This window comes from Vibrio sp. zbq_1 (genome assembly GCF_043102935.1).
Taxonomy (GTDB): Bacteria; Pseudomonadota; Gammaproteobacteria; order Enterobacterales; family Vibrionaceae; genus Vibrio; species Vibrio parahaemolyticus.
The window spans coordinates 53,273-67,231 of sequence record NZ_JBICJH010000009.1 but is presented as its reverse complement, the minus strand read 5'-3'; the positions used below and the strand labels follow the sequence as shown (position 1 = coordinate 67,231).

Here is a 13,959-nt window from a genome sequence, read left to right as displayed (position 1 = left end):
TTAACTCACTGATGAATTGTTTTGCTTTGCTTTTTCTCGCTTCATCTTTAGCTGCTTATCTTTACGTTTTAGAGCACGGAAGAACTTGGACTCTTCGTGATACCAGCCCACAACACTAATCGGGAAACCAACTAACATCATGATGAAAAAATCTGCCGGAAACTGCTCCGTCACGTCCTGAAAAGTGTGAAGCTCTCCAAAGATGAACAAACCGATAATTTTACCCACCAACAACGCACAACAAATCATAAAAAACGATTTCATGATGTAGTGCCATTTTCCTTTCTTTCTCTCCTCTCGCCAATAAACATACTTATGTTCTCGGTTATACATTACTCCTCCACAAAGTGACAGCGTCACTCATTAAATGATAGTGTGGGTTCAGTGCATCAGCACTATGGTAATCATAGTGCTGTTTACTAGGAGTTGCCTGTCAAACCAATGAGAAGAACACAAAAATGACATTGTGTTTTGGGAAGAATTCGCTTCGCGTTTTAGAAAGGAAAGAAATAGCGACTAAGCTGATAAAATCTCTTTGTATGAGCGATGCTCTCTATCCGCTTCGCTCAGATGAAACTGCTGCGCAAGTGCGACTAACCGCTCGCGATAGCGAGCCAAAGCAGTTTCGTCGTCGGTCATAATAGCGAACTCCGCAAAGTGACCAAAACCATCAAGAAAATCTAAGGTGATATGGAACTCGCCGACAAAGAAGATACTTCTGATTTTCTTGCTGCGTTGAATCACTTCGTAGCCCATGTTTTCGAGCATACTTTGAGCAGAATCTAACTTAGTGATATTTGTTGCTTCACAACGGTCAGCTTCTGGCCCTTTTACAATCCACAGTTTGATGCCGGCAGGCTGAATTTCTCTGAGCACTAAACTCTTGCCCTGCTGAGTCATCGTGCGTTGTGGGGTATCGTAAAACCAATCTGACTCTTGGTTGTTTTCGAACATGACTTCATGCTCAATCTGTTTGATCATGTTTAAAAATGCATCATGATTTTTTACTCGATACTTTAACTCGACTTCAAACTGCCCTTGGAAATGCGCGTCACTCACCACTCGCCTCTACTACATAAACGTCGAAAGGAGCCGAATACTACACTCAAAATCTTAATCGTGTTGTGGCAATACACTCAGCTTGCGCATTTAGTGCTTTCGAAACACCCAGATTGGGCCGATTAATAAGAACTGTAGGTCCTCAAAAAAGGATGGCTTTTTGCCCTCGATTTTGTGCCCAATGAACTGAAGAATCCACAAAGCGCCAAACAACAGCATAGAAATGTGTAAGACGGGTAGCTGTAGAATCTCCAACGACCAAATCAAACCAATACACGCTAACGTGTAACCGAGCATCATCATGAACACACTGAGAGATAAACGGAAGTAAAAGACCCAAACCGGAATGACAGCGAACCAAACCCAGTTGAGCTGAAAACCTAAGATTGAAAGTTGAGGAATGGACCAAATAAGCCCAACCACAGAAAGATAAATACCCGGTACGGCAACTTTGTGAATTTTTTGATTGATTGGGTTTTGATGGCTTTCACCGTAGGCTTCTAACCAGTCAGATAGTGCTCGCATATCACTTCCCTTTTTACGCAACTTCTTTTTATATAGTCCGAGCTCAAAAAAGGTGCGAGTTTTTCAGCGAGCAATTGATGGTTTTCGTTATTGCCTAAACGCTTTCCTGAAATGCTATTTGGCTTCAGTGTCCAAGCAATGTACGTTGCGCTTTGGGCAGTTTCGCTACAACCAAATCGTAGGAGCGCTCGCACAAGTCTTGAATGAGACCATCTTCGGCATCACCATTGAAATACACTGTGACCCAATGGCGTTTGTTAAGGTGGTAGCCCGGTGTGATGTCGGTAAACTGGGACGTTAGCACTTCTCCATCTTCCGGTTTCACTTTAACACTGACGTATTCTCGACCACCACGCTCCGCGATTATCGCGAACATTTTGCCTTTTACTTTGAACACAAGTGCGTCAGGGCCGAAAGGGAGGTCACTTTCGGCGCACATAAATGTCTCTAAATACGATTCCAATTCTTTGATATTCATGCTCATTCCTTAGCTTTTTTGCGACGAGATTCGCTATTCAAATTGAGGCAGTAGTAACTTTAACGCCTGATTCACTTGTGACTTTTCATCCGCCGACAATCCACTAATCAAACTATGTTGTACATCCACATGCTCTTGGATCAACGACTCAATCAATGCCAAGCCTTCAGTCGTTAGCTCAACAGTAACACTGCGTCGGTCTTCTTTACTGTGCTCTCTGGCAATAAAGCCTTTCTTTTCTAGCTTGTCTAAGCGGTTGGTCATCGCTCCGGACGTGAGCATCATCGACGCAATCAACTCTGATGGGGTGAGACGGTAAGGCGCTCCGGCACGGCGCAGCGTGGCTAACACATCAAATTCGCCCATTTTCAGGTCATATTGCTTGTGCAGATCAGCGACTCGACACTCCATATGCTTAGCAATGCGCATTAGCCTACCCATGATAGCCATTGGTTCGGTATCAAGATCTGGTTTTTCCTTCGCCCACTGCGTTACTACTCTATCAATTGCGTCCACGAGTTTTCTTTCTCCAATACGAATTCGGTCTGACGATTTATTTTAACATAAAGATACTTTACAAAAAGCAATCTAGCGCGTACCTTTACAATTAATTATCTCAACGTAAAGATATTTTACATGAACATATTACTCGCAATGATCCCCGCATTTTTCTGGGGCACAACTTATGCCGTTACGCAGTTCACTCTTCCAGACTGGCCGCCTGTGTTGCTGGGAGCACTGCGGGCACTGCCAGCCGGACTACTGCTACTGGCAATCAAACCTTCGCTGCCTAAAAAGCACGAATGGAAAGTGTTATTGGTATTGGGCACGATTAACATCGCTTTCTTCTTTGGCCTCATTTTTGTGATGGCGTTGACCCTACCTTCTGCAATTTCCGGTGTCGGCATGATTTCAGTCCCCGTCTTTGCCATGCTGTTTGGTTGGGCGGTTTACAAACGTCAGCCTAGCGCAATACAAGGTATTAGCGGCGCAGTGTTGATTGCGTTAGCGTGGTTCTTGTTCGATCCAAGCTCAATCTCGCTGAACCCTATCGGTTTAGGGGCGATGCTGGCGGCCATCATGTGCATCGTGATTGGCAGTAGCGTAACCAAATCACTCGGCACAAAAATGCATTGGTGGACGGTACTCACGTGGCAGTTGATTTTGGGTGGTGTATTGCTGTCTATCGCCGCGGCTGTGTTAGCTACCATCAATCCGCAGCCTTATGTGCATGCCGTACAGAATATCGATATGACCAACACACTCGGGCTGCTGTGGGTCATTGTGCTCAACACCGCGCTAGGCTACGGCATGTATGTGTGGTTGTTGCAACGCATGTCTGTGGTCGACTTTACGTTTGGTGGCATTGCCAACCCGATTGCAGGGATCGTCTCTGGGTTATTGCTGTTGGGTGAAAACTTTACTCCACTCCAATACAGCTTGATGGTGGGCATGATTGTGATGTCTTTACTGCCTCAAATTTTAACGTCGTTGCGCGCAAGAAAAGAAGTAATAACGGTTTAAGTAATCATCCCCCATCATATTCAAGAGAACGCCCGATTTTGTATCGGGCGTTTTGTTATTCAATTCGCTCTGAGCTGGGCTTGTTTTCGATAAGCAAGCGGTGTGACACCATATTCTTTTCTGAAACAGGCACCAAAATAAGAGGTATGCTTAAAACCACATAGCTCAGCTATTGCACTGACACTCGCATCGCTGTTGCACACCATTTTTTGTGCTGTATCTAGTCGTGCAGCCTGCAGCACGTCAGTAAACGTCGTCCCTTCCTTGTTCAACTTTCTTTTTACCGTCGACTCACTCATGTAAACCAGTTTCGCAATTTCTTTGAGCGTCCACGGCTTCGTTAGATCTTTAGAAATAAGCGCGCGAATACGTGAAGACAACGAAGAATATGAACGAGTTTCTGCCTGACTGGCGATCTGCTCAAAGTGCATCAACAAATACAAAAGCATGCTGTTGATATCGAGCAATTCATCATTTGAACGGTTACCACAGCCCTTTTTCACCATTGCTTTTAATGCTGAGTAAATATCCACAATTCCCGGACGTAAAGTGAAACTCACCGCTACATTCCCCGAGAACACGCCATCGCAAAGATCGCGGAAGTTCAACTGTTGATTGAGTTTCTCGATGAAACACGCAGCCAGTCTGAAACCCGAAATATTGGCATTTTCCACGAACGAATTGATGGCGATTTGCCCTTTGAAATCCGCGCCAATAGCGACCAAACAAGGTGGGTCGATAAGCTGTTTAATGCCTTTAGAATCACATAACTCCAAAGCACAGTTATGGTTTAAGACAATGTAAAAATCCGTCGAGCTAATATCAAACTTTTGATTTATCGGACAGTGTTGCACCTGCCCGTCAAGAACCTCAATCAAAGCCTTCATTTACATTTCCAAAATGAGTGTCAACGCTATCTTGAAACGATATGAACAAAGTGCGTGAATGTTAGTTCTCGCGGTCAGAGAGTCAATTTGATATTTTTTAATCAGCGTTCAGAAATACTGAACGCTGAAGTCGGTTAGTTAACCAGAGTAATTTCGACTCTTTCTTTTCCTTTACCAACGTTTTTACGTTTTAAGGCAATGCGGCCGACTTCAGAGGTGCGTTTAAGATGTGTACCACCGCAAGGCACTTGAGCAAAGCCTTCCACTTTCCAATAGCGCCTTTCTTGGTCTTCGTCAGAGAATGCGCTCTCAATCTCAGCGTCCGAATCGATAACTGCCTGAGCTCGTTGTTGAAACTCCGCCAGCAGTGGCGTGATGCTTTCAGGCCATTCAAAATCAATTCGGCTTTTATCTGCTGAGATATGTGCGCCAACCTTCTGAATGTTTGCAAATTTTTGCGTGAACAGTTCAAGTATGACTTCCGCCGCAAAGTGGAGCTTCATCAACGCATAACGCCTTTGCCAGTCAATTTGAGTGATCACTTGGTCGCCAACTCGAAACGTGGGTTGACGTTCTAGAGTGTAAACAATGCGTGAGCCAGACTTAATTGCACCGACGATAGGAATCCCGTCGATCGTACCTGCATCGCTCTCTTGTCCGCCGGATTCAGCATAAAAAATAGTGTGGGATAACTCGACTTCTTTGTCCGAAATTCGAGTTACCGTGGAGGTGAGTTCTGTTTGGTAAGGGTTTTTCCAAAATACCTTGACGGTCATATGGCCTTCCTTTGCACATAATATTGACGTACATCGATGCTACGCGGCTAATAAGTGAAGTCAAGCGATGCTGATGAGATAAAAAATAAGCTCCCGAAGGAGCCTATTCACTTACTTTCACTAACTTTCAATTACTTAAGAGGAACGCCAGGCGCGTCAGACACGCAGGAAGCATAAGCCGGGTCTCGAGCATCCATCACCAACTGCGCTCGACCTCGATGCAGGTTAATGATGTCATACACGACGCCCTCATGATGCGGTAAATCCATTAGCGAAGTAGACCAATATTCCGAATTCGCTGGCCAACCAAAACCTCCGCCATCTTTGTCTTCTTCATAGATGCTTTCAGTCCCGTCCCAAACACTGCCTCGTGATGCACGATACAAGCTAAACAACTCATTGCGAGTGGCACGACGCCAGTTGTCACGACCAGCAAAGTTTCTTACAGACAAATCATGACACCAGTTTGCGTATTGGCTGGTTAAGCCTGTGCGATCACGTCCGTATTGGTTGAACATCGCAAAGTCACCCTCAGGGCCGCGTGTACCGTCTTCCGTTTTGATGCCAACGTAAGTTTTCGGTTTTGTCGCGTCGTAGCTCAGAGGTTTAACAAGCTCATAGCCTAGTTTGTTCATGAGCTTCACTGATGGTGGTGCGGTAAATAGGCGACCATCTTCATCACTCGCTACCATCAAACACACTTCCGCGCTTCCTTCTCCTGAACGAGGCTGTGGGCAAATAGAGATGGCAGACTCTTTTTCTTCCGCCTCAACAACCTTGACCTCAGAGGTGCCTTTTAATTCCCCAAAGGAAGCTGAAATGGTGACCGAACCAAGCTGAGCACTATTTGAGAGTCCACCAGCAATCAAATCTAAAACCGCTTTATTACTGCTTCGCCATGTCACTCGATTCGTTACATCCTGAGTGGTTTCATCGCTATATTCACCGTAGGCATAAAATCGCTGGACGTTCTTTTCCTCTAGAGTGATTTCACTAGGATGAACATGGATTTTTTCTAACACCGCATTCGTTACTTGAATTTGCAATGGTGCACTGGTGATCGCATCTTTGGTGGCGTAAACCATTGCCTGCCCTACCGCAAGACCTTTAACGCGATCGCCTTCTAGTTGTAGGACATCTTGATTATCAACCCACCAAGCAACCTGTTCGGTCAACTCAACGCGGCTTTCATCGCTATAAACTCCTTGTGCAGACAGCTGGGTCGAGTTGCCTTTTGCCACGCTCGACGCATTCGTTGTCACTTCAATATTTGTTAGGATTGCATCGGTCACCTGCACTTGTATTGGCTCGCTTTGCACACCATCTAACGCAGCCGTCACCAACGCTGTTCCTTTATGTTTGGCTTTCACAACGTTGTCGACAATCTCAACCACATCGTTGTCGGCGTGCCAAGTGATGCCTCGGGTGAGGTCGACTTGTTCACCATCGCTCAACGTTCCCATGACCACCAAAGGCTTATGTGTGCCCAACGGCATTTCCAGTGCGGTTGACGAAATGTCCATACTCACTAATACCGCAGGCGTGACAGTAATAGAACCATGCGTACTGGTTAAGCCATCAAGTTCGGCATAGATATCCGCGTCACCCTCATCTTGTGCGGTGAAAATGCCATTTGTGCCTGGCATGACAACGCTACAATCTGTGGAGTCCCACTCTACGAGATGGCTAATATCACGGGTTTGTTTGTCAGTATATTCACCGTAAGCTTTCGCTTGAAAGCTTAGCCCTTTAGCAATCGCCTTATGTGGCAGATCGAAGTAAATGTTGGTCAACTTCGCGTCCACAACCTGTACAGTCATTTCGCTACTGAACTCATCTAGGTCTGCGCGAATGACCGAAACACCTGTTTTAAGCGCTGTAATCACACCGCGTTCGTCGATGTTAACAATGTCAGCATTTTCAACGTTCCAAACAACTTGTGATGTAAGGTCGTCTTGAGTGTCATCGTTATAAAAGCCGATGACTTTCACTTGTGCCAGCTCACCCTCTGCAAGCGACACACGGCTTTGGTTTAGCGCAATACGAGACACCACTTTGTCTGGTACTGGCGGCTCGGGAATAACGGGATCAGAAGGCTCCGGCGGCGTCACCTCTGGCGTTTCAGGAACTTCCGGTTTGGAAATATCAGGAAACTCAGGCACTGGCAGTTCCGGTATTGGCGCTTCAATTTCTGGCTCGTCAGGTAATACTTCTTCTGGCAAGCTCATTGGTGGTTGGCTAGTGCTGCTTCCACTGTCGCTATTACAACCAAACAAACTCGTGAGGAGTAATAGCATTGCGATCTTATTAAAAGTATTTTTGCTTATCATAGAGTCAAACATTCAAACTTTTATTATTAGACAACATTAAAAATTCAAATTATGAATACAAACAACTCAGCAATACCGCTGACTGGTTAGCGCTTCGTATGTATGAAACTTTTTCTCTAATTCAACCTCCAACTCAGCTCTGTTTTTAGTATCTCTCATCAAGATGTTTTCTCGATAACGGGTAATTGCTGAAATTAATTCACTTTTGGCCATCGCTAATTGCTCGTCAAACGAGCACATGAACTCATGTTCACTCATCGTGATTCTCACAATACATAAATTTAGAAATTACATTCTGTTTATTTACTTCGACGACCATCTATGAGATGGCAAAAAAATGTAATGGGAAGTGCTCAATTCGACAATATGCTAAATATCAAAATCGTCTCATCGTGATATAAAAATCAGCTCAAGTTTTCGATTTAAAGTTGGGAGTCACTTTTAATGACTTCCCTATTTTCTGGTAAACAATAGGCAAGAAAAAAGGTGCCACATTGGACACCTTTAAAGTCAACGAACAGAAGTTACGCCTCCGGATTCGGTTCAGCAATATTCTCGATTGGCTCTGGTTTTGCGTACACATAGCCTTGAATCAAATAGATATTGTGCGTAGCCAAATACTCAATCTGTTTTCTGTTTTCTACACCTTCAGCAATCATTTCACATTCCGCTTTCATCGCCGCAGACACAATAGAATCCAACACTTTGAGTTTTTGGTCGTCTGAGCCAATTGGATCAACGAACATTTTGTCCACTTTCAAGCAGCGAATACCCAAGTCCTGCAAATAAGAAAAGCCACCATACCCAGTTCCAAAGTCATCAATTTTGAACTTGTAACCTTTGTTGGTGAGGTAGAGAATCTCTTTTTTCGCGGCTTCTACGTCTTTAACCGGAATTCTTTCTGTTAGCTCAAAATGAATTCGGTTTGCACACGGCCAATTCAAATCTGCCAACAGTTTGGTTAACGAACCGGTTTCTAAATGAGAAGAGACAATATTGACACTCACCCAAATCGACTCAGGCAGTGACTCAAGATCTTGGATGATTTTGCGAATCATCTGGTTCGTCATCGGAACAATCAATCCGCTCTCTTCTGCGGCGCCAATAAACATATTCGGTGGCACCAAACCATCGCGTCTTGACCAACGCACCAACGCTTCATAACCTACAGTTTGGCCATCTCTACTATCCACAATAGCTTGATAGTAAGGGATAAATTCGCCGTTATTGATACCGTTTTGAATCAGGCCTTTGATAGACTTTCTTAGGCTTTTACTTGAGATATAAAACAGCGCAAACACAATCCCAAGAATCAAAGTAGCAGGCACACCCCACACGAAAAGACGCTGATTCGCGTATGCGGCCAAGGCTTCACCACTGTAAATCTTGATGAGCATGTTGGCCTGAGATTCATCAGAGAAGAAAAACTCGCTCGATAGCGCATTGTCTTCATCAATAATGTTAGGCATGCCGCGACTGATTGAAAGGTCACCAAACATAGGTTCGTGATATTCAAATTTTACGAATAAGCACTCTTCACACGGCTCAGCAATAAGCTGTTTTACCCAACTGTTATCGAGAACCCAAAACACCTCAACGTGCTGATTGTCATAAATTACCATCCATTCTGCTTGGTCTTTGTATTCCGGCAAAATCAAGGAAATATAGAAGTTGGTATCTACTGGAACCCGTTTGGATGACGTAATTTTGGAGACAGGCATCCCTATGCTTGAACACGAGTCGCCATCTTCCGTGGTCATGCCAATAAACCGAATGTAGCGGTTGTAGTAACGAGGATCACGCAACACTTTCATATCATCAGATTGACAGTTGAAATCGAGCTGGGCGATCTGTTTGGTAATGGCACTCTCTAAAAACGTGGATCTTTGATTTAAGTATTCAACCAACGTTTCGATTTTCGCCTCTTTGATATGCCCAACATATAAATTTGACAAAGCATTAAAAGCGACAGCAAAAATAATGATGGGGACTAGCCCTATTAAGATGGCATTTCTTATTGTCTTATTAGCCAAAACTCCTCCTAATGTTCTGCCACGAACAATTTTCAGTAAGCAGGTTCACTATCTCACTTTAATAAGTGGAAAAGTGGGGATGGACTCTCAATCGCAAAGAATAAGTGATTGAGCGGCAATTATTTGCAGAGACTACTGCTGCACATTGGCTTTTACAACTCTCTCGCATGAGATTATGAGCTAATAATGATAGCAATTGACCTTTATTATATACGCAATGGCTTATCGCAAGCGGGAGACTGTTTTCTTCTGCTCTTTTGCGTTGAATCTAAATTTCCGACTCTGTCTTGCCAAAAACGAAAAAACCACCTTTAACGGTGGTTTTTTCATTATTTTCAGTGTGGCTTAGTCACTAGAGTGATTCAATCGCTTGTTGAATTGCAGGACCAATTTGACGCTTGCGAGACGTCACGCCATCCAATACCAATATGTCATTGTCAATTTTCACATCAAAAGCTTTTGATAGCACTTTCTTATCTGCGTCATCCGCCCAAAGCATGTTTGCACGTTTGTGCTTGGTATCTGTGATCGAGAAGAACAAGTAATCAAGATTCTGAGCTTTCTTATACGCTTGAATGGCTTCGTTGAAGTCCTGTTTTCGGTCAATCAACTGCTGCGCGTTGAGCGTTTCAGCTACGCCGATGCCTACCTTTTTACCTGCGAATTCAAAGTTCTTGTAGTCCATCGTCAAAATCGTCTCTGCTGAGAAATGGCTCAGATCCGATTTTGCCAACAACATTTGTTCACCAAAACCTTTGATATCTTTGATGCCTGCAATGTCCGCCAGCTTTTGCGCGTACTGTTTGTCATATTCAGTGGTAGTCGAAGATTGGAACACAACCGTGTCCGACAAAATTGCTCCTAAACCTGCACACGCAATATTCTTAGGCAGTTTAACGTTTAACTTCTCGGCATTTGCCGTAAGAATTGTTGCCGCTGAACCCCAAGCACGAATGTCCATCGTGACGATTTGCGGCATGCTGATTGGCGAACTGCCCATCGCATGGTGGTCGATGATTGCGACGATGGAAGTTGGATCAACCGATTTTGCAAGTTGAGTCGATTGGTTGAAATCCACCAAACCAATGTGGTGAGAAGAGAAGTCCACCTTCACTTTTGGCGCGTCCATGCCACAAAATTCAAACACAAACTTACTTTCTGGGTTCGCTTCGCCTGTTAGCGCTGCTTCTCCGCCGTAGATGTGTGACGCAAGGATAACGGAAACGGCACTATCGGTGTCTGGGCTCAAATGTCCAACCCATACGAGGTTGTCGGTATTATTGTTTGAAAGCGTGGTGAGATCCAAAGCGCCCTCAGCCAAACAGCTGAAAGAGGCAATCATGGTTAATCCAAGTAGTGAACGTTTCATTTGAGTCCTTAATGGTGAGTGGTAAGTTACTATTGGTACTGCATAGACCATTGATTCAAATGTAATTTTTTCGAGTTACCAATTCACCCGATATTCTTGGAATCGCAAACGTTTTTCGAGTCGATACACACTTTTTTATCGATTCCGCTTACAACTTAAACAGGACGTTTAGACAAGCGAGAGACGATTTTCCAAAAACAAAAAGGAAACGATTGGTGCCAACCGTTTCCTTTACTTGTTATTGCTATTTAAAAGCGCGTGAATTACGCCACTTCAAGAATCACTTTTTCCAACTTATCTAAGCCTTCACTAAGCACTTCAGGCTCAATGGTTAGTGGCGGCAACAAGCGAATCACGTTCGCTTTTACTCCACAAGAAAGCAGGATAAGGCCGTTTTCTTGCGCTTTAGAAATCACCGCTTTAGTCATCTCTTGCAGTGGTTTACCTGATTCTGGGTCAGTAAATTCAATCGCCATCATCGCACCCGTGGTACGGATTTCTCCGATAGCAGGCACTGACTGTTGCAGTTTCGTCATACGAGCATTGACTACTTCACCGATGCCCATCGCTTTAGCACACAGATCTTCTTCTTCGATGATTTTCAGCACTTCAAGACCAGCAACACAACCAAGTGGCGAGCCCGCATAAGTGCCACCTAAACCACCCGGCAGCGCAGAGTCCATCACATCCGCTTTCCCAACCACCGCTGAGATTGGGAAACCACCAGCAATGCCTTTCGCCATTGTCATTAGGTCTGGTTCAATGCCTAGGTATTCTGTGGCAAACATTTTACCGGTACGAGCAAACCCTGTTTGGATTTCATCGGCAATCAGCATGATACCGTGCTTATCACACAGCTGACGCAAGCCTTGTGCAAACGCTGCAGGTGCTTTGTAGAAGCCGCCCTCACCTTGCACTGGCTCGAAGATGATCGCCGCAACGCGTGAAGGTTCGATATCGCAAGCAAATAGATCGTCGATCGCTTGTAAGCTTTGTTCAACGCTGATGCCGTGGAACGCATTTGGGTACGGCGCGTGGTAGATTTCGTTCGGGAAAGGACCAAAGCCTGCTTTATATGGCGCAACTTTACCGGTTAACCCCATCGTCATGTTTGTGCGACCGTGAAAGCCCCCTTTAAACGCTATCACGCCGCTACGACCCGTATGAGCGCGCGCTACTTTCACAGCGTTTTCGACCGCCTCGGCGCCAGTGGTTAGAAAGATCGCTTTCTTCTTAGTCTCACCTGGTGCAAGTTCTGTCAGCTTTTCCGCGAGCTCAACGAATGACGCATACGGCGTGACCATCGCACACGTGTGCGAAAAGTTGTCCAACTGAGCTTTTACCGCTTCACTGATACGTTTGTGAGAATGCCCGGTGTTAGTTACCGCGATGCCCGCTGCAAAGTCGATGTATTTGTTGCCTTCAATATCCCACACGTAAGCGTTTTCTGCTTTCTCGACGTAAAGTGGGTACAGTGCGCCCATGCCTTGAGCGATAACTTGGCTTCTTCTTTCGTGTAGTTGTTGGTTTGTCATTGTCTTGTCCTTAATTAGTTGCCGCCAAAGCAGAGATATTTCACGTCCATGTATTCATCAATACCTTGTTTTGCTCCTTCGCGTCCGATGCCGGACTGCTTAACACCACCGAAAGGAGCGACTTCAGTAGAGATCATGCCTTCGTTAATGCCGACCATGCCGTATTCGAGCGCTTCTGCGATTTTCCAAACACGGTGAATGTTTTGGCTGTAGAAGTACGACGCGAGGCCATAGATGGTGTCGTTCGCCATTTCGATCAGCTGTGCGTCGCTGTCAAAGCGAATCACTGGTGCGACAGGGCCAAAGATTTCCTCAGAGACAATCTTCATGTCGTGAGTAACGTCTTTGAGAACCACTGGCTGCATAAATAGACCATCGAGCTTTTTAAGTTCTGAGACTGGCTTCGCGCCTTGTTCAATAGCACCGTCGATAAGCGCTTGAATGCCTTGCTTTGCCGATTCGCTGATCACAGGGCCGATGTTTACACCCTCTTCTAAGCCGTTACCGACGTTGAGCTGCTGAACCGCCGCGTCGAACTTAGCAACGAACTCGTCATACACTTTGCTGTGTACGTAGAAACGGTTCGCACACACACACGTTTGACCTGCGTTACGGAATTTCGACGCCATCGCGCCCGCTACGGCTGCATCAATATCCGCATCATCGAATACGATAAATGGCGCGTTGCCACCTAGCTCCATTGAGGTACGTTTGATGTCAGCCGCGCTTTGCTGCATCAGCACGCGACCAACTTGAGTAGAGCCAGTGAACGACAACTTACGAATCAACGGATGCGAAGTGAAGATAGCGCCTACCTGACGGGAATTTTCACCCAGAACCACTTGCAGCACATCGCGCGGGATGCCTGCTTGGTAGGCGAGCTCTGCAACCGCAAACGCAGACAACGGCGTGGATTCAGATGGCTTTACGACAAAGCTACAGCCTGCCGCTAAAGCTGGCCCTGCTTTGCGCGTGATCATCGCAATTGGGAAGTTCCAAGGTGTAATCGCACAGGCAACACCAATTGGCTGTTTGATGGTCACCAAACGCTTATCTGCACTTGGCGCAGGAATCGTCTCACCGTAGGTACGTTTCGCTTCTTCAGCAAACCATTCGATAAAACTCGCGCCGTAAAGCACTTCACCTTGAGCTTCAGCCAGCGGCTTACCTTGCTCTAACGTCATTAAGCGGCCAAGGTCGGCTTTGTTTTCTAACAGAAGTTGGAACCAACGATTGAGCATGCCAGCGCGCGTTTTTGCTGGCAGTGCCGCCCACTTTTTCTGCGCCACACTGGCACGTTCAATGCCATTTAAAATGTCGTTTTCGGTTGAGACTGGTGCGTACCCGAGGAGTTCTCCGGTCGCCGGATTAGTCACTGCAATGCCCTGTTGTGGGTTCGCTACCATAAACGAAACAAGGCTTTGGTTTTGTATCTGTTGCATG

Annotated in this window: 13 protein-coding genes; 1 reads left to right on the top strand and 12 read right to left on the bottom strand. The window is 45.5% G+C overall.

The features are described from left to right. From ACF8CV_RS06435 to ACF8CV_RS06415, 5 genes are all read right to left on the bottom strand, one after another. Complete coding sequence (locus ACF8CV_RS06435; protein WP_005464576.1) at positions 1-333, bottom strand: hypothetical protein; 333 nt, start codon at positions 331-333, stop codon at positions 1-3. Positions 334-516: 183 nt separating this feature from the next. Next, positions 517-1,062 carry a class IV adenylate cyclase gene (cyaB, locus tag ACF8CV_RS06430; RefSeq protein WP_138937499.1) on the bottom strand — a complete coding sequence of 182 codons (546 nt, stop codon included), beginning with the start codon at positions 1,060-1,062 and terminating at the stop codon, positions 517-519. A gap of 87 nt (positions 1,063-1,149) precedes the next feature. Next, positions 1,150-1,584: a DUF962 domain-containing protein gene (locus tag ACF8CV_RS06425; RefSeq protein ID WP_005477866.1), complete on the bottom strand. Its 435-nt coding sequence runs from the start codon at positions 1,582-1,584 to the stop codon at positions 1,150-1,152. Between the two features lie 124 nt (positions 1,585-1,708). After that, a complete protein-coding gene (locus ACF8CV_RS06420; protein ID WP_025554373.1) occupies positions 1,709-2,062 on the bottom strand; it encodes an MmcQ/YjbR family DNA-binding protein in 354 nt (117 codons plus the stop codon). A 33-nt stretch (positions 2,063-2,095) separates the two neighbouring features. After that, positions 2,096-2,578: a MarR family winged helix-turn-helix transcriptional regulator gene (locus ACF8CV_RS06415; protein WP_005464470.1), complete on the bottom strand. Its 483-nt coding sequence runs from the start codon at positions 2,576-2,578 to the stop codon at positions 2,096-2,098. A 120-nt stretch (positions 2,579-2,698) separates the two neighbouring features. Between ACF8CV_RS06415 and ACF8CV_RS06410 the strand changes: the two genes are divergently transcribed. Then, positions 2,699-3,586, top strand: a complete 888-nt coding sequence (locus ACF8CV_RS06410; RefSeq protein ID WP_015296859.1) for a DMT family transporter — start codon at positions 2,699-2,701, stop codon at positions 3,584-3,586. Between the two features lie 59 nt (positions 3,587-3,645). Here the strand turns inward: ACF8CV_RS06410 and ACF8CV_RS06405 are convergent, their stop codons facing one another. From ACF8CV_RS06405 to ACF8CV_RS06375, 7 genes are all read right to left on the bottom strand, one after another. Next, positions 3,646-4,473, bottom strand: a complete 828-nt coding sequence (locus tag ACF8CV_RS06405; protein ID WP_138937498.1) for an AraC family transcriptional regulator — start codon at positions 4,471-4,473, stop codon at positions 3,646-3,648. A 134-nt stretch (positions 4,474-4,607) separates the two neighbouring features. Beyond that, entirely contained in the window at positions 4,608-5,249 is a 642-nt protein-coding gene (locus ACF8CV_RS06400) for an alanyl-tRNA editing protein (protein ID WP_120458764.1), read from the bottom strand. A gap of 131 nt (positions 5,250-5,380) precedes the next feature. Next, positions 5,381-7,546 (bottom strand): Ig-like domain-containing protein, encoded by a 2,166-nt coding sequence (locus tag ACF8CV_RS06395; protein WP_230391719.1) that lies wholly within the window; start codon positions 7,544-7,546, stop codon positions 5,381-5,383. 557 nt (positions 7,547-8,103) lie between these two features. After that, positions 8,104-9,612: an EAL domain-containing protein gene (locus tag ACF8CV_RS06390; RefSeq protein WP_025508951.1), complete on the bottom strand. Its 1,509-nt coding sequence runs from the start codon at positions 9,610-9,612 to the stop codon at positions 8,104-8,106. A gap of 352 nt (positions 9,613-9,964) precedes the next feature. Continuing rightward, entirely contained in the window at positions 9,965-10,981 is a 1,017-nt protein-coding gene (locus ACF8CV_RS06385; RefSeq protein ID WP_162935435.1) for a manganese-dependent inorganic pyrophosphatase, read from the bottom strand. A 263-nt stretch (positions 10,982-11,244) separates the two neighbouring features. Beyond that, positions 11,245-12,516, bottom strand: coding sequence for a 4-aminobutyrate--2-oxoglutarate transaminase (gene gabT, locus ACF8CV_RS06380; protein ID WP_120458762.1), 1,272 nt, complete (start codon positions 12,514-12,516; stop codon positions 11,245-11,247). Between the two features lie 14 nt (positions 12,517-12,530). After that, entirely contained in the window at positions 12,531-13,958 is a 1,428-nt protein-coding gene (locus ACF8CV_RS06375) for an NAD-dependent succinate-semialdehyde dehydrogenase (protein ID WP_171055875.1), read from the bottom strand. Between the last annotated feature and the right edge of the window lies 1 nt (position 13,959).